The organism is Streptomyces gobitricini (assembly GCF_039532985.1).
Classification (GTDB): domain Bacteria; phylum Actinomycetota; class Actinomycetes; order Streptomycetales; family Streptomycetaceae; genus Streptomyces; species Streptomyces gobitricini.
On record NZ_BAAASR010000023.1, the window covers coordinates 81,906 to 98,378 of the forward strand.

16 protein-coding genes are annotated in these 16,473 nt (G+C 72.5%); 12 read left to right on the forward strand and 4 right to left on the reverse strand.

Annotated elements, in window-relative coordinates; genetic code table 11:
* Positions 1-70: 70 nt before the first annotated feature.
* Positions 71-754: a glycerophosphodiester phosphodiesterase gene (locus ABD347_RS21235; protein WP_344363660.1), complete on the reverse strand. Its 684-nt coding sequence runs from the start codon at positions 752-754 to the stop codon at positions 71-73.
* 490 nt (positions 755-1,244) lie between these two features.
* Between ABD347_RS21235 and ABD347_RS21240 the strand changes: the two genes are divergently transcribed.
* The 5 genes from ABD347_RS21240 (at position 1,245) to ABD347_RS21260 (ending at position 5,882) form a co-directional block, all read left to right on the forward strand.
* Positions 1,245-2,645, forward strand: coding sequence for a DUF6421 family protein (locus tag ABD347_RS21240; protein WP_344363662.1), 1,401 nt, complete (start codon positions 1,245-1,247; stop codon positions 2,643-2,645).
* A gap of 26 nt (positions 2,646-2,671) precedes the next feature.
* Entirely contained in the window at positions 2,672-3,436 is a 765-nt protein-coding gene (locus tag ABD347_RS21245) for an SDR family NAD(P)-dependent oxidoreductase (protein WP_344363777.1), read from the forward strand.
* Entirely contained in the window at positions 3,415-4,512 is a 1,098-nt protein-coding gene (locus ABD347_RS21250) for a threonine aldolase family protein (protein WP_344363665.1), read from the forward strand. The genes ABD347_RS21245 and ABD347_RS21250 overlap by 22 nt, the downstream gene beginning before the upstream one ends.
* A gap of 70 nt (positions 4,513-4,582) precedes the next feature.
* Positions 4,583-5,179, forward strand: coding sequence for a transglutaminase-like domain-containing protein (locus tag ABD347_RS21255; protein WP_344363667.1), 597 nt, complete (start codon positions 4,583-4,585; stop codon positions 5,177-5,179).
* Positions 5,180-5,189: 10 nt separating this feature from the next.
* Complete coding sequence (locus tag ABD347_RS21260) at positions 5,190-5,882, forward strand: B3/B4 domain-containing protein (protein WP_344363669.1); 693 nt, start codon at positions 5,190-5,192, stop codon at positions 5,880-5,882.
* 280 nt (positions 5,883-6,162) lie between these two features.
* Here the strand turns inward: ABD347_RS21260 and ABD347_RS21265 are convergent, their stop codons facing one another.
* On the reverse strand, positions 6,163-6,885 hold the full coding sequence (locus ABD347_RS21265; RefSeq protein WP_344363672.1) for a lysophospholipid acyltransferase family protein: 723 nt from the start codon (positions 6,883-6,885) through the stop codon (positions 6,163-6,165).
* 249 nt (positions 6,886-7,134) lie between these two features.
* Between ABD347_RS21265 and ABD347_RS21270 the strand changes: the two genes are divergently transcribed.
* The 6 genes from ABD347_RS21270 to ABD347_RS21295 all read left to right on the forward strand — a co-directional run bounded on the left by ABD347_RS21270 (position 7,135) and on the right by ABD347_RS21295 (position 13,526).
* Positions 7,135-7,461: a TlpA family protein disulfide reductase gene (locus tag ABD347_RS21270; protein ID WP_344363675.1), complete on the forward strand. Its 327-nt coding sequence runs from the start codon at positions 7,135-7,137 to the stop codon at positions 7,459-7,461.
* 199 nt (positions 7,462-7,660) lie between these two features.
* A complete protein-coding gene (locus ABD347_RS21275; protein WP_344363781.1) occupies positions 7,661-8,176 on the forward strand; it encodes a flavin reductase family protein in 516 nt (171 codons plus the stop codon).
* 189 nt (positions 8,177-8,365) lie between these two features.
* Positions 8,366-9,151, forward strand: coding sequence for an electron transfer flavoprotein subunit beta/FixA family protein (locus ABD347_RS21280; protein WP_344363677.1), 786 nt, complete (start codon positions 8,366-8,368; stop codon positions 9,149-9,151).
* A gap of 60 nt (positions 9,152-9,211) precedes the next feature.
* A complete protein-coding gene (locus ABD347_RS21285; protein ID WP_344363680.1) occupies positions 9,212-10,186 on the forward strand; it encodes an electron transfer flavoprotein subunit alpha/FixB family protein in 975 nt (324 codons plus the stop codon).
* Positions 10,187-10,339: 153 nt separating this feature from the next.
* Positions 10,340-11,659, forward strand: coding sequence for a DUF6986 family protein (locus ABD347_RS21290; RefSeq protein ID WP_344363682.1), 1,320 nt, complete (start codon positions 10,340-10,342; stop codon positions 11,657-11,659).
* Positions 11,660-11,744: 85 nt separating this feature from the next.
* Entirely contained in the window at positions 11,745-13,526 is a 1,782-nt protein-coding gene (locus ABD347_RS21295) for a serine/threonine-protein kinase (RefSeq protein ID WP_344363684.1), read from the forward strand.
* A gap of 441 nt (positions 13,527-13,967) precedes the next feature.
* Here ABD347_RS21295 and ABD347_RS21300 read toward each other — a convergent pair whose 3' ends face one another.
* Positions 13,968-14,945, reverse strand: a complete 978-nt coding sequence (locus ABD347_RS21300) for a LacI family DNA-binding transcriptional regulator (RefSeq protein WP_344363784.1) — start codon at positions 14,943-14,945, stop codon at positions 13,968-13,970.
* Positions 14,946-15,248: 303 nt separating this feature from the next.
* On the opposite strand from ABD347_RS21300, the gene ABD347_RS21305 reads away from it, so the two are divergent.
* Positions 15,249-16,202 (forward strand): ROK family protein, encoded by a 954-nt coding sequence (locus ABD347_RS21305; RefSeq protein WP_344363686.1) that lies wholly within the window; start codon positions 15,249-15,251, stop codon positions 16,200-16,202.
* Between the two features lie 7 nt (positions 16,203-16,209).
* Here ABD347_RS21305 and ABD347_RS21310 read toward each other — a convergent pair whose 3' ends face one another.
* Positions 16,210-16,434 (reverse strand): hypothetical protein, encoded by a 225-nt coding sequence (locus ABD347_RS21310; RefSeq protein WP_344363689.1) that lies wholly within the window; start codon positions 16,432-16,434, stop codon positions 16,210-16,212.
* Positions 16,435-16,473 lie beyond the last annotated feature (39 nt).

Below are 16,473 nucleotides of genomic sequence, written 5' to 3' on the forward strand. Positions count from 1 at the left end.
CCGTCCGGCGGGGTGCCGGGCGGAGCCGGGCCGGGGAGCGGAGCCGGGCCGGGGAGCGGAACCGGGTCCGTCAGGCCGTGAAGCGGCCGGTGCGGCGGATCTCGGGGTGGTCGGTGGTCGCGCCGTCGAGCTCCAGGGCGCGCACGAGCCGCAGGTGTTGCGGCGTGTTGACCACCCAGCCGATCACGCCCAGCCCCGCCGCGCGCGCCCGTTCCGTGGTCTCCAGGGTGAGGCGGCGGATGTTCAGCGCGAGCGTGCCGGCGCCCACGGCGCGCGCCCGCGCCACGATGTCGTCGCCCCAGTGGCTCGCGATGAGCACCGTCCGGACGCCCGGCACGAGGCGGGCGATCTCGGCGACCGCCTCGTCGTGGAACGACGAGACCTCCACCCGCCCGGCCAGGCCGCGCCGGTGCATCACCTCGGCCAGCACCCGGGCCGCCGCCACGTCCTTGATCTCCGCCTGGAGCGGTGTGCGGACGGCGTCCACGACCTCCTCGAACACCGGGATCCGCTCGCCGAGCCCGGCGTCGAGCTCCCGCAGCTCGGCCAGGGTCTTGTCGGCGACGGCCCCGGTGCCGTCGGTCGTCCTGTCCACCTCGGCGTCGTGCATGACGACCAGGGCGCCGTCCTTGCTCAGATGCAGGTCCAGTTCGATGACGTCCATGCCCGCGTGTTCGGCGCGGACGAAGGACCGCAGGGTGTTCTCCGGTTCGACACCCATGACTCCGCGATGACCGATGGTGAGGAAACTCAAGATCTTCTCGCTTCCGTCGACGGCGGTGCCGCGCGGTGCCGTGCCACCCGCGGCACCGTCGCAGCCTAACGATCCGCACCCGCGACGGAACCCGTCCCGCGCGGGGAAGCGGAGCGATCCGCCCCGGTGCGCCGGTGTCCAGGACGAAACCGGCCGGCTGGGCGGAGACCCGAACGGCGCGGACGCCCATGGCGTAGGGCGCCCCGGGGAGGAGCAGGAGCAACCCGTCCGTCCCGCCGGTCACGCACGTAGGCCGCGATCCTCTTCACCCGTACGTGGGCGCGTTGTTGAGGGTCCGACGGCACGCCGTGCGCCGGCTGGGCATTCCCGCCGGAACGCCGTGGATGCCGCTGCATCACCCGCCCTGGACAGGAAAAACGGCGGTCGCGATGGGGGGAGGACAGGATATTTTCTTCCTGCTCCCCTTGTGGCGGAGAAGCACCCATGGATACGGTGCCTTGACGCGAGGTTCTCCCGTGGAGGAAGTGTGATGACGGAAATTCTTGTGCAGGATGTTGCGGGCGGGGATGTATCCGCCGACGCCAGGGTGATCGAGCACCCGGCGTGGCCCGAGCTCAAGAATGCCGTGGAAGAGATCCGCACCTGGCAGTCCGCGGACGGCTCCATCGACTTCGCGGCCGAGGGCGCGCCCTCCCGTGCGATCGTCGACACCACCCTCGACCGGGTCGTCGCCGCCGTCGAGCAGCTCTCCCCGCTGCTCCCGCACGATGCCGCGTACCACCAGGCGCTCACCGCCGACCTTCGCAAGTGGGCGGACAGCGGTTTCGCCGTGCCGGACTTCCTGGACTCGCTGCTGGCCTTCCAGCCGGCCGCCGACCGGGTCGACGGACTCCAGCACCTGGCGCTGTTCCCGATGTACACGCAGAACGGCAACCCGGACCGCAACCTGGAAGCCGTCGTGCTGCGCATGGTCTGGCCGGAGTGGCTCGCCGAGCTGGAGGCCACCCGCTACGACAACCCGCTCTTCTGCGGCATCACGTTCGAGGACTTCACCTCGGGCTACGACACCAACTCGGCCGTGCTCTTCCCGGAGACCATCGCCGTGCGCGAGGCTCCCGAGCGGTTCAGCTGGGGCGGCATCTTCTGCGACCGCGAGGCCGCCCGCTTCCGCCGCGTCACCGAGGCGGCCGTGGACATCCTCGGCCTCGACCTGCCCGACGACATCCGCGAGATGCTCGGCGACCAGGAGCGCTGCGAGAAGGCCTTCGTGCTCTGGGACATGGTCCATGACCGCACCCACAGCCACGGGGACCTGCCGTTCGACCCCTTCATGATCAAGCAGCGCCAGCCGTTCTGGATGTACGGGCTGGAGGAGCTGCGCTGCGACCTCACCGCCTTCAAGGAGGCCGTGAAGCTGGACGCGGAGGGCCACCCGCACGGACGCGACGTCCAGTACGCCGTGCTGTTCGACCGGATGTTCCGCTTCCCGGTCACGGGTGACCGCAACCGCAACTACGACGGCCTGGGCGGCCAGCTGCTCTTCGCGTACCTCCACAAGCACGACGTGCTGCGCTGGACCGACAACACGCTGAAGATCGACTGGGAGCGCGCCCCGGAGGTCACCAACCAGCTCTGCGGCGAGATAGAGCAGCTGTACCGCGACGGCATCGACCGCCCGAAGCTGGTCCACTGGTTCGCCGCGTACGACCTGGTCTCGTCGTACCTCGCCCCGCACCCCGGTTCCCGCTGGGCCAAGGGCCCCGACGCCCTCGACCTGAGCCTGCCGCCGCGCAAGCTCGTCGACGAGGTGCTGGCCGACGAGTTTCCGCTGAGCATGTTCTATGAGGCCCTCTCCAAGAAGCTGAAGAACGTGATCGCCTCCACCAAGGGCATCACCGCCGAGAAGGCCACCGAGAGGGTCGCCGCGTGAACTCTCGTACGGAGGAGACGACGACCATGAACGGCAAGGGCAACGGAGACGGCGGCCCGCTCGAGGGCGCGGTCGTCGCGGTGGCCGGAGCGGCCGGAGCGGCCGGCCGTGCCGCCCTGCTGCGCCTCGCGGAGGCCGGTGCGACCGTGGTCGCCTCCGACGCCGATCCCGCGCGGCTCGCCGAGGCGGTGGACGCCGCCCGCTACGCGCACGGTGGTGCGACCGTCGTCGGTGACACCGTGGACCTGCTCGACCCGGGCGCGACCCGGGAGTGGGCCGACAAGACCGAGAAGGAGTTCGGGCGGGTGGACGGCCTGGTCCACCTGGTCGGCGGCTGGCGCGGCAGCGCGACGTTCGCCGAGACGGACCTCGCCGACTGGGCGCTGCTGGAGAAGCTGCTGATCCGCACGGTCCAGCACACTTCCCTCGCCTTCCACGACGGGCTGCTGCGCAGCGACCGCGGCCGGTACGTCCTGGTCAGCGCCGCCGGGGCGAGCAAGCCGACCGCGGGGAACGCCGCCTACGCCGCCTCCAAGGCGGCGGCCGAGGCGTGGACGCTCGCCCTCGGCGACGCCTTCCGCAAGGCGGGCGGCGAAGAGGGTCCGAAGGCCGCCGCTACGATCCTGATCGTCAAGGCTCTGGTGCACGACGCCATGCGCGCCGAGCGCCCGAACGCGAAGTTCGCGGGCTTCACGGACGTCAAGGATCTGGGCGACGAGATCGCCGCCGTCTGGGACAGGCCCGCTCAGGAAGTGAATGGACAGCGCCTGTGGCTGACCCCCAAGCCGTGACCCCCGGCACCGCCAGGACCGATGCCCGGCGGCGTCACGACCCGACCGTACGGGGCTTCGCCAGCGACAACTACGCCGGTGTCCACCCCGAGATCCTCGCGGCGCTCGCCCTCGCCAACGGTGGCCACCAGGTCGCCTACGGCGAGGACGTGTACACCGAGCACCTCCAGCGGGTGATGCACAGCCACTTCGGCCCCACCGCCGAGGCCTTCCCGGTGTTCAACGGCACCGGCGCCAACGTCACCGCCCTCCAGTCGCTGACCGACCGGTGGGGCGCGGTGATCTGCGCCGAGTCCGCGCACATCAACGTGGACGAGGGCGGTGCGCCCGAGCGCATGGCCGGGCTGAAGCTGCTGACCGTCCCTACGCCGGACGGCAAGCTGACGCCCGAGCTCATCGACCGGCAGGCGTTCGGCTGGGACGACGAGCACCGCGCCATGCCGCAGGTCGTCTCGATCACCCAGAACACCGAACTGGGCACCGTCTACACGGTGGACGAGATCCGCGCGATCGTCGAGCACGCCCACGGCCTGGGCATGAAGGTGCACCTCGACGGCGCCCGGATAGCCAACGCGGCCGCCTCGCTGGACGTCCCGATGCGGGCGTTCACCAACGCGGCCGGTGTGGACGTCCTGTCGTTCGGCGGGACGAAGAACGGCATGCTGGCGGGCGAGTGCGTGGTCGTCCTCAACCCGGACGCCGTCAGCCACATGAAGCACCTGCGCAAGATGTCGATGCAGCTCGCCTCCAAGATGCGTTTCGTCTCGGTGCAGTTCGAGGCGCTGCTCGCGAAGGACCTGTGGCTGCGCAACGCCCGGCACTCCAACGCGATGGCGCAGCGCCTCGCGGAGGGCGTACGGGCCGTGGACGGGGTGGAGATCCTCCATCCCGTGCAGGCGAACGCGGTGTTCGCGCGGCTGCCGCACCAGGTCACCAGGCGGCTCCAGGAACGTTTCCGCTTCTACTTCTGGGACGAGGCCGCCGGTGATGTGCGGTGGATGTGCTCGTTCGACACCACCGAGGACGACGTCGACGCGTTCGTCCTGGCGCTGAAAGAAGAGATGACACACGGATAGCTCCGCATGGATATGCGGCCGATCGGAAATTGATTGACTCCGGTCGGCCGCTTTCCTATGGTCTGCCGTCATGGAGATGTTCCAGCAAGTCGCCGATATTTCTGCCTACTTGGCCGCCGACGAGGCTGTCGACCATGAGCATCCGCAGGTGCGTGCGGTCGTGCGTCGTCTCGCCGTCGACCATACCGACGCATACTCATACGCCGAAGCGGCCTTCGAGTACGTACGCGACACCGTGTCGCACTCGATGGACGCCGATGATCCGCGCGTCACCTGGCGCGCCTCGGACGTGCTGGAGCAGGGCACCGGGATCTGTTACGCGAAGTCGCACGCGCTCGTGGCGCTCCTGCGCGCCCGGTCCATCCCGGCCGCGCTGTGTTACCAGCGCCTCGAAGTGGTGCACGGCCTGGTCGCCGTGAAGCTGCCCGGCGGTGCGGGCTGGGTGCGCCAGGATCCGCGCGGCAATGGCCGGGGCGTGGACGCGCGGTTCCGGGCCGACCGCGAGCAGCTGGCGTTCCGGGTGCGACCGGCGTTCAATGAAATGGACTATCCAGTCCTGTATGCTGCACCGCATCCGGTGATCCTGAGTGCCTTGCGGGCCGCCCGGGACCGGCCGCACCTGGACAGGACACTCCCCACGGCCCTGCCGGCCACCGACACAGCCTGAACGGCGGACCATGCCCCTGACACTCACCGTCGCCGACGAGGTGCGCACCCTCGTCCCCGGCTTCACCCATCTCGCCATCGAGGCTCGAGGGTTGGTCAACGGCCCCAGCGACGCCGCCGGTTCCGCTCTCCTGGACGACGCCGCCCGCCGCCTCGCCGAGCGCCTCGACGGACGTGCCCCGCACGACGATCCGCACGTCACCGCCTGGCGCGAGGCCTACACCGCCTTCGGCGCCAAGCCGTCCCGTACGCGCAACTCCGCCGAGGCGCTGGCCCGGCGCGCCCTCGCCGACGGCGGCCTGCCGCGCGTCAACCTGCTGGTCGACGCCTACAACGCCGTCAGCGTCGCCCATCTCGTCCCGGTCGGCGGCGAGGACGCCGACCGGATCCGCGGCCGAATGCGGCTCGTCCGCGCCACCGGCGGCGAGCCGTTCCTCACGGTCGCCGGCGGCGAGGAGGTCGTCGAGCACCCGGAACCGGGCGAAGTGGTCTGGTGCGACGACGAGGGCGTCACCTGCCGCCGCTGGAACTGGCGCCAAGGCGTCCGGACGCGCCTCACCGAGACGTCCGAGAACGCGCTGTTCCTCCTGGAGAGCCTCGCCCCCATGCCGACCGAGGCCCTGGAGGCCGCGGGTGCAGAACTGGCCGAGTCGCTGGAGAAACTGAGCCCGGGCGCCCGTGTCAGGGTGGGCCGCCCCGTGTGACGCCACGCGGCGTGGCGAGGTCCGGGGGCCGTACGCGGGCGGCCCGCCCGGCCCGCCCGGCCCGGCGTGCTCGGTCGCTGCGGTGACACGGCTCGCTGGCACGGCTCGCCCCCGCGGCGTGCGCCGGTACGGTTTTGCGTCGGTACGGCTTGCGCCGGGGTACGGCGGCTCCGCCGCGCTCTCGCCCGGCCTCGGGCGCGTACCGGGCGCAAGGCGTCAGGCACGCCTCGCACGGCGCCGTGACTGCCGTGGTCACCGTGGCGCCCGCACGATGGCCGGTTCAGCCGGCCTCGCGGACCTCGGCCGGGGTCGGAGCCGTGCCTCCGAGATGGGCGGGGATCCACCAGGTGTCGCTCGCGTCCTTGGGGCGCACGGGGTACGAACGCTGCGCCGCTTCCAGCAGCTCCTGCACCCGCTCGCGCAGCCGCCGGGTGATCGCGCCCGCGTACTGGTCGGTCGGCGCCTCCACCGGCTCGCCCACCCGGATCGTCACCGGGATGTGGCTCCTCCTGAAGTTGCGCGGCCGCCCCTTGGTCCACAGCCGCTGCGTGCCCCACAGGGCCATCGGGATCAGCGGTACGCCGGCCTCCTGGGCCAGCCGCGCCGCGCCCGACTTGAAGGACTTGAGCGTGAACGACGGGGAGATGGTGGCCTCGGGGAACACCCCGATGATCTCGCCGGAGCGCAGCGACTCCAGGGCGTGGTGGTAGGCCGCCTCACCCCGGTCGCGGTCGACCGGGATGTGCTTCATGCCCCGCATCAGCGGACCGGAGACCTTGTGCCGGAAGACCGAGTCCTTGGCCATGAAGCGCACCACGCGCTTCTGCGGCAGGGCCGCCAGACCGGAGAAGATGAAGTCCAGATAGCTGATGTGGTTGCTCACCAGCACGGCCCCGCCGGTACGCGGGATGTTCTCCGAACCCTGGGTGTCGATCTTCAGGTCGAGCGCCTTGAACATCGTGAGAGCGGCGCCGATGACCGGCCGATAGACGAGTTCTGCCATCTGGAGAGGACCCCTTCTTCAGTTCCTGGGGAGGATTCTCCCGGCGGAAGTTACGCAGCCGTAGGTACCCGGCATTGGGCCGATCGTGCACCATGTGCGCCGTACAGGCCAGTCCCGACGGCTCCGTACAGCGAGATTCTCGTCACGTCATATCCGCTGAGGAGGATTCCATGCCTGCGTCGGGAATCCCGGGAGCCCCGCGCGCGCTGCACCGGACGGTGCCACCACAGGACGGACAGGAGACCGAAGGTGCGGGAGTACGGGACGGGCCGGGTGCTCGGGGTGGGTGAGCTCGGTGCGGAACTGGGGGAGCGCGCGACGCTGGTGCAGTTCTCCAGCGCCTTCTGCCAGCCGTGCCGCGCGACCCGCCGCACGCTGGCCGAGGTGGCCGCGATGGTCGGCGGCGTCGCCCATGTGGAGATCGACGCCGAACGGCACCTCGGCCTCGTACGCGAACTCGACATCGTCAGTACGCCCACGGTGCTGGTGCTCGACGGCGAGGGCCGGATCGTCCGCCAGGCGACCGGACAACCCCGCAAGGCCGACGTCATCGCCGCGCTCGGCCGGGTCGTGTGACGCGCCGTGACGCACGTCGCACATGCCGGGACGCACTTGACTGTGCATGCCATCCATCGTCAGGCTGACGCCGTGCCCCAGGAACTCCTTCTTCACGGGCGGGCCCACGTCGACCTGGCCCGCAGCGCGAGCGCGCGCTGTCCGGGTGTCTGAGCAGCCACGGCCCACCACCCCGCGCCACCCGCAGAAGGACCCCGCCATGACGGTCTCGCCCGACCTCGCCGCCCTCCGGCCTCCCCGGCACGCCACGCCCGAGCTGCTCCGCTCCGTCTTCCGGCGGCACGCGGCGGGAGTCGCGGTGATCACCGCCCGGGGGGAGCGGCCCGTCGGCTTCACCGCCACCTCCCTCACCTCGGTCTCCGCCGAGCCCCCGATGATCTCGTTCGGCGTAGGGACCTCCTCCTCCAGCTGGCCCGTCCTGGCGGAGGCCGAACACATCGGCGTCCACGTTCTGGGGGAGCACCAGCGGGACTTGGCCGCCACCTTCGCGCGCAGCGGCGCCGACCGTTTCGGCGCGCCGACCCGCTGGCGCACGGGACCCGAGGGAGTGCCGGTGCTCGACGGCGTGCTGGCGTGGCTGGTGTGCCGGGTCGTCGCCCGGGTCCCGGCCGGTGACCACCGCCTGGTGGTGGCCGAGGCGGTCGCCGGCGATCCGGACGGCGCGGGGCGTCCGCTGCTCTACCACGAGGGGCGCTTCAACGCTCTGCGGGACTGAGAAATCCCGGTTACGGAGCGTTGGCAAGGTCACAGTTCAAAGCGCTTGCTCACCGGGAAAGCAATCGGTGTACTGACGAGTAATATTTCGGGAGGGGCGTCCACCGCCCCGAGCGGAAACCGTCCCATCAGGCGCCTATGCTGCGTGCAACAAGGCAGCCCAGTTATGACGATGTGTAGGAGAGCCGGCGTGAGCTTGAGGATCGTTGTCTGTGTGAAGTACGTGCCCGACGCCACCGGCGACCGGCACTTCGCCGATGACCTGACCGTCGACCGCGACGACGTCGACGGCCTGCTGTCGGAGCTGGACGAGTACGCGGTCGAGCAGGCGCTTCAGATCGCCGAGGAGGCGGACGACGCGGAGATCACCGTGCTGACCGTCGGCCCCGAGGACGCCAAGGACGCGCTGCGCAAGGCGCTCTCCATGGGCGCCGACAAGGCGGTCCACGTCGAGGACGACGACCTGCACGGCTCCGACGTCATGGCCACCTCGCTGGTGCTCGCCAAGGCCGTCGAGAAGACCGGTTACGACCTGGTCATCTGCGGCATGGCGTCCACCGACGGCACCATGGGCGTGCTGCCGGCGATCCTCGCCGAGCGCCTGGGCGTCCCGCAGGTCACCCTGCTCTCCGAGGTCTCGGTCGAGGACGGCACCGTCAAGGGCCGCCGCGACGGCGACACCGCGTCCGAGCAGCTGGAGGCGTCCCTGCCGGCCGTCGTGTCGGTGACGGACCAGTCGGGTGAGGCCCGCTACCCGTCCTTCAAGGGCATCATGGCCGCCAAGAAGAAGCCGGTGGAGTCGCTGGACCTGGACGACCTGGACATCGACGCCGACGAGGTCGGCCTCGAGGGCTCCTGGACCAAGGTCGACTCGGCGGCGGAGCGTCCGGCCCGCACGGCCGGCACGATCGTCAAGGACGAGGGCGAGGGCGGCAAGCAGCTGGCCGAGTTCCTCGCGAGCCAGAAGTTCATCTAAGGGCTCGCGCGAGCCACTCACCGCCCCCAGACTCTTCGCATCGCAGGAGATTGAAGTCCCATGGCTGAAGTTCTCGTCTACGTCGACCACGTGGACGGCGCCGTCCGCAAGCCCACCCTGGAACTGCTGACGCTGGCCCGCCGCATCGGCGAGCCGGTCGCCGTGGCCCTCGGCTCCGGCGCCGAGGCCACCGCCGCCACGCTCGCCGAGCACGGCGCGGTCAAGGTCCTCACCGCCGACGCGCCCGAGTTCGCCGACTACCTCGTCGTACCGAAGGTGGACGCGCTCCAGGCCGCACACGAGGCCGTGTCCGCCGGTGGCTCCCTGGCCGCCGTGCTCGTCCCGTCCTCCACCGAGGGCAAGGAGATCGCCGCCCGCCTCGCGGTCCGCATCGGCTCCGGCATCATCACCGACGCCGTCGACCTCGAGGCCGGCGACGAGGGCCCGGTGGCCACGCAGTCCGCGTTCGCGGCCTCCTTCACCACCAAGTCCCGCGTCTCCAGGGGCACCCCGGTCATCACGGTCAAGCCGAACTCGGCCGCTGTGGAGGCCGCCCCGGCCGCGGGCACCGTCGAGGCCCTGTCCGTCTCGTTCTCCGAGAAGGCCACCGGCACCAAGGTCGTCTCCCGCACCCCGCGCGAGTCGACCGGCCGCCCCGAGCTGACCGAGGCCGCGATCGTGGTCTCCGGCGGCCGCGGTGTCAACGGCGCCGAGAACTTCTCGATCATCGAGGCGCTCGCCGACTCGCTCGGTGCCGCCGTCGGCGCCTCCCGCGCCGCCGTCGACGCCGGCTGGTACCCGCACACCAACCAGGTCGGCCAGACCGGCAAGTCGGTCTCCCCGCAGCTGTACATCGCCTCCGGCATCTCGGGCGCGATCCAGCACCGCGCGGGCATGCAGACCTCGAAGACCATCGTGGCCATCAATAAGGACGCCGAGGCCCCGATCTTCGACCTGGTCGACTACGGCGTGGTCGGCGACCTCTTCCAGGTCGTCCCCCAGCTGACCGAGGAGATCACCTCCCGCAAGGGCTGACCTGCGGCATCTCTCCGGCTCCGGGGCCGCGCGGTGGACTTCACCGCGCGGCCCCGCGTCGTCGGGGGGACCATTGACGCATGTCATCGGCACCCATTAACTTCACCATACGGATTGTTGATTCCGTGTAGCGGAAATTTGGAGGGTGTGGGAATGGGTCAGCAGGAGAAGGTGGCAACGAGCCTCGCCGGCGCGGTCAGCGAGGGCATCAGCGCCTCTCTCGTCTCGGTCGACGAGGAGCTCGCCCGCCGCTACCCGGGCGACCCCGGCACCCGCCAGCCGGTCCACACCGTCTACGTGCCCGGCGAGGTCTTCGACGCCGGGACCATCCGTTCCTGGGGCGACCAGGCCCTCGCCATGCTCGACGAGCACGCCCCCGACGCGGCCTCCCTCGCCGCCGTCCTCGGCCTGCCGGAGGCGCTCGCCGACGACGTCCACGCGCGCGTGCGGGCCAAGCTGGAGCGCGAACCCGTCGAGGACCTCCGGGTCGACTTCGAGGACGGCTACGGCGGTGAGGACGAGGACAGCGACGCCGCCCGCGCCGCCCGCCTGATCTCCGAGGCGTACGCCGGAGGAACCCCCGGGGCCGCAGGGCCCCAGGGAGGCACGGCCGCCCCGTACATGGGCATCCGCATGAAGTGCATGGAGGCCGCCGTACGCGACCGGGGCATCCGCACCACGGACGTCTTCCTCAGCGGCCTCATGGAGCACGGAGGCCTCCCCGAGGGCCTCGTCCTCACCCTTCCGAAGGTCACCTACCCCGAGCAGGTCAGCGCCTTCGTACGGCTCCTCGAGGCGTTCGAGAAGGCCCACGGCCTCGACGCCGGCCGCCTCGGCTTCGAGATCCAGATCGAGACCAGCCAGGCCATCCTCGCCGCCGACGGCACCGCCACCGTCGCCCGCATGATAGACGCGGCCGAGGGCCGCGCCACCGGGCTGCACTACGGCACCTTCGACTACAGCGCCTGCCTCGGCGTCTCCGCCGCCTACCAGGCCAGCGACCACCCGGCCGCCGACCACGCCAAGGCGATCATGCAGGTCGCCGCCGCCGGCACCGGCGTACGCGTCTCCGACGGCTCCACCAACGTCCTCCCGGTCGGCCCCACCCAGAAGGTCCACGACGCCTGGCGCCTGCACTACGGCCTCACCCGCCGTGCCCTTGCCCGCGCCTACTACCAGGGCTGGGACATGCACCCCGGTCACCTGCCGACCCGGTACGCCGCCGTCTTCGCCTTCTACCGCGAGGGCTTCGAGCAGGCCGCCGCCCGCCTGTCCGCGTACGCCAACCACGCCGGCGGCGACGTCATGGACGAGCCCGCCACCGCGAAGGCCCTCAGCTCCTACCTGCTGCGCGGCATCGACTGCGGCGCCCTCGACACCGACGAGGTGGCCCGCCTCACCGGACTGACCCGCGCGGACCTCGACGGCTTCTCCGCCCCGCGCCGAGGCGACCTGACGGCCACCGCCCAGTAGCTCCCGGCGCCGTCGGCACTGTCACAGCGGCCCCGTACTCTGTAGGCGTTCATCGACATGACGTGTACAGAGGAACGGGGCAGCGGTGTCTTCGGGGGAGAACGAACTGATCGCCGGGCGCTACCGGGTGGTCCGGCAGCTCGGGCGCGGCGGCATGGGCGTCGTCTGGCGCGCCGTCGACGAGGTCCTGGGCCGCGAGGTCGCGGTCAAGGAGCTCCGCACGTACAACGACTCCTCCGGCCCCGAGCTGGCCGACCTGCGGCTGCGGATGCAGCGCGAGGCGCGGGCCGCCGCGCGCGTGCGCCATCCCGGGGTGATCTCCGTCCACGACGTCGCGGACCACGAGGGCCGTCCGGTCATCGTCATGGAGTTCATCGACGGGCCGTCCCTCGACGACGTCCTGGGCGAGCGCGGCGTCATGGAGCCGCGCGAGGCCGCCGCGATCGGTGCCAAGGTGCTGGAGGCGCTCCACGCCGCGCACGCGGTCGGAGTGCTCCACCGTGACGTCAAGCCCGGCAACGTCCTGCTGGACCGCGGCGGCCGGGTCGTCCTCACCGACTTCGGCATCGCCGCCATGGAGGACCCGGGCGACGGCTCCACCACCCACCTGACGCGCAGCGGCGAGATCGTCGGCTCACTCGACTACCTCGCCCCGGAGCGCGCGCAGGGCCAGGAGCCGGGTCCCGCGTCCGACATCTGGGCGCTCGGCGCCACCCTGTACGCGGCGGTCGAGGGCGCCTCACCCTTCCGGCGTACGTCGACGTGGTCGACGCTCACCGCGATCGTCGTCGAACCGCTGCCCGAGCCGCAGCGGGCGGGCCCGCTCGGCCCCGTACTGCGGCAGCTGATGGACAAGGACCCGGCGCGGCGGCCGGACGCGGCGGCCGCGGCGCAGCTGCTGGCGGCGGTCGCGGCGGGGCAGGAGCCCGGGCCCGCCGGCGCGGCCCCGGCGTACGTCCCGACCGAGCGGACCGTCCTGCCGCAGCAGCCGCAGGGCTTCGGCCCGGCGCCGGTGGTGCCGCCGGTAACCGGCCCCGTCCCTCCGGCGGCGCCCGTGCCGGCGTCCGCACCGGTGCCGGCCACCGCCGCTTCTGCCGCTCCGGCGGCCCGCAAGGGCAAGGGCAGGGGCAGGATCCTCGTCGCGGCGACCGCCGCCGCCGTCCTGCTGGCCGGCGGAGGCGTGACGTACGCCTTCATGGGCGACACCGGGACCTCGCCCGCCGGGCAGGAGCTCGCCGACGGGCGGACCGACAGCGGCGGAACGGCCGACCCCGGCCGCCCGCTCGACCCCGGCGCCGCCCCGTCCGCGTCCGACGGAACGCCGGGCGCCGAGCCGTCCGCCTCCGAGCCGACGGCCACCAAGTCCGCCACGGCCGACAAGCCTCGGGCCTCCACCTCCGCGGCGGCGACGACCGGCGACGGCACGGACGGCGGCACCGACGGCGGCGGGTCCACCGGCGGCGGGCCGGCAACGACCGGCGGTGGAGCCGGCTCCGGGCAGGGCTCCACGGGCAGCGGCTCGACGACGACCACGGGCGGCGGCTCCGCGTCGGCCACCGGCGGCGGCACGGACCCCGAGCCCGCGCCCGCCTGCCACTCCATAGGCGGCGGGAAGTACAACTGCCAGGTGTGGCGCACGGCGAAGTCCTACCGGGCCGACGGCAGCGAGGCGGGCACCCTCAACGCGGGCACCAACTACTTCTACTGCCAGGCGAACCTGGGCCGCCGCGAGACCCACGGCGAGTGGACCAACGTGTGGTGGGCCAGGACGGACGACGACAGCGGCAACACCGGTGTGTACGTCAGCGACGTCTACATCCAGGGCGGTGACAACGACCAGCCGGTGCCGGGGCTGCCGGTCTGCTGACGTTCACGCGTCCGCGCACCGCTCGAGCCCCGCTCGGCACGGCGGTGTGACGAGCTCCGACCCGTAGGCGATGATGCCCGGTGAGGAGCCTTGTCACGTACGACTCCGGCGCGGCACGGCACAGCGCGGGGCTCGTGCTGACCCGTGCCCGCACCCCGCTGACGCTGCCACCGCTCCGCTCGCCGCGAGCGAACGCGGCTGCTGTACGCGGTTCCTGTACGCGCTGTGGCCCCCGGCCGTGGTCGTCGGGCCCCGCCGTGGTCGTCGTACGCCGTCGTGACGTGCGAGGTGCCTCCGGGGTGGGGCTGCTCGCCCCGGAGAGGTTCGGGTCCCCGTCGGTCCCTGTCAGACCCCCGTCCGTGCTCAGGTCCCCGCCGGGCGGGGGCGCGCCCGGCCGGTGGGGGCATGACCGGTCGGCGGGGGGCGCCCGGACGGGCGGGGTCAGGCCGGCGGGATCTCGCCCGAGCCGCGGGGGATCAGCACCGTGTCGAGGACGGTCCGCGCCGGGGCGTCGTCGACCCCGTCCAGCCGTCGGAACAACCGCTCCGCCGCCGTGCGCCCCAGCGCGGCGGCGTCCTGCGCGATGACCGTGATGCCCAGGAGGTCGGCGAGCTCGATGTCGTCGAAGCCGACGAACGCCACCGGCCGCGCGCGCCCGGACAGTTCCCGTACGGCGGTCACCGTCACCCGGTTGTTACCCGCGAAGACGGCCGTCACCGGATCCGGGCCGGAGAGCATCGCGGCCGTCGCCTGCCGCACCCGCTCCGGTTCCGTCGAGCCCAGTGACACCCACGCGTCGTCCACCGCCAGTTCCGCGTCCTCCATCGCCGCGCGGTAGCCCCTCAGCCGCTCAACGGCGGTGTGGATGCGGGGCTGGTCGCCGATGAACCCGATCCGGCGGTGGCCGTGCGCGATCAGGTGCGCGACACCGGCGCGAGCGCCGCCGAAGCTGTCGGACAGCACCACGTCCGCGTCGATCCGGCCCGCGGGGCGGTCCACGAAGACGGTCGCGATGCCCGCCCGCATCTCCGGTTCGAGGTAGCGGTGGTCGGTGCCCGCCGGGATGACGATCAGTCCGTCCACGCGGCGGGCGCACAACGCCAGCGCCAGCTCCTGCTCCCGGTCCGGGTCCTCGGCGCTGGAGCCGTTGATCAGCAGCGCGCCGTGTGCCCGGGCGACCTCCTCCACGGCGCGGCTGAGCGGGCCGTAGAACGGGTCGGCGAGGTCTTCGAGGACCAGGCCGACGGATGCGGTGCGGCCCTTGCGGAGGACCCGCGCGCTGTCGTTGCGGCGGAAGCCGAGCGCCTCGATGGCCTCCTGGACGCGCCGTTCGGTGTCGGGCGTGACGCCCGCCTCGCCGTTGACCACGCGCGAGACGGTCTTGAGCCCCACGCCCGCGCGGGCGGCCACGTCCTTCATGGTGGGCCGGTTGCCGTAGCGGTGGGCGGGGCTGCGGGTGGGCTCGGCCACGGGTGCTGTCCTGTCGTTCGTCGTTCGTCGTTCGTCGTCCGGCGTGCGGGTGGGCGGGTGTGGGAGGCTGTGGCGTCGAGCATAGGCCCTGGACAACGTTGTCAGCGCGCGAGAGACTGAGGCGGGCCGTTCTGCGACCGCTCGGGAACGTTGCCCGAAAAGCGCAGGTCCGTCCGGTTGTTGCCGCGCCGTACGGCTCCGCGCCACGATGCCCGGCATGCTCACGCACGCACTTACGGGGGACCGACACCCATGCATTCCGACCTCGTCGCCGCCCTGGACATCGGCGGTACCAAGATCGCCGGCGCCCTGGTGGACGGCGACGGCGGCGTGCTGCTGAGGGCGCGGCGACCCACCCCGGCGCGTGAGGACGCCGAGACGGTGATGGGAGCCGTCGAAGCGGTCCTCGCCGAACTCGCGGCCTCGGCACTGTGGCCGGGTGTCGGCGCCGTGGGCATCGGCAGCGCGGGCCCCGTGGACGCCTCGGCGGGCACGGTCAGCCCCGTCAACGTACCCGGCTGGCGCGACTTCCCCCTCGTCGAGCGGGTACGCCGGGCGACCGGTGGCCTGCCGGTGGAACTGGTCGGCGACGGAGTGGCGATGACGGCGGCCGAGCACTGGCTGGGCGCCGCCCGCGGCCACCACAACGCTCTGTGCATGGTGGTCTCCACCGGCGTCGGTGGCGGGCTGGTGCTGGGCGGCCGACTGCACACCGGCCCGACCGGCAACGCCGGCCACATCGGCCACATCAGCGTCGACCTGGACGGCGACCCCTGCCCCTGCGGCGCACGCGGCTGCGTCGAGCGGATAGCCAGCGGGCCCAACATCGCCCGCCGCGCACGGGAGAACGGCTGGCGTCCCGGACCCGACGGCGACACCACGGCCGCCGCCGTGGCGGCGTCGGCCCGCGCCGGTGACCCGGTGGCCACCGCGTCCTTCGAGCGCGCCGCCCGGGCGCTGGCGGCGGGGATCGCCGCCACGGCGGCGCTGGTCGAGATCGACATCGCCGTGATCGGCGGGGGAGTGGCGGGCGCCGGTGCCGTCCTGTTCGACCCGCTGCGCCGGTCCCTGCGCGACTACGCCACGCTCTCCTTCGTCCAGCGCCTGACGGTCGCCCCGGCGCTGACCGGCGGGGACGCGGGCGTCCTCGGCGCGGCGGCGGCCGCGGCCCCGGACCGGCGCGGCGCCGTCACCCTGACCGGCTGACCCGCCGTCAGGCCGCCGCGGCCTCGACGCGGGGCCGTGGCGTGCCGGACCGCGTCGCGCGCGGTTGCGTCGCGCGCGGCTGCGGCAGGACCACCAGGAACGCGTCCGCCTCGATGTCCATGACGACCTCCGCCGCCAGGCCCTCCTCGCGACGGGCCTGGGCGAACTCCTCAGCCGGCCACGAGCCCCGCGGGCCTCCCGCCGGGAACCTCTCCAACACCATGCGTGCCATTGCGGACCCCCTGTCCCTCACCTGCTCCAACGACACCCG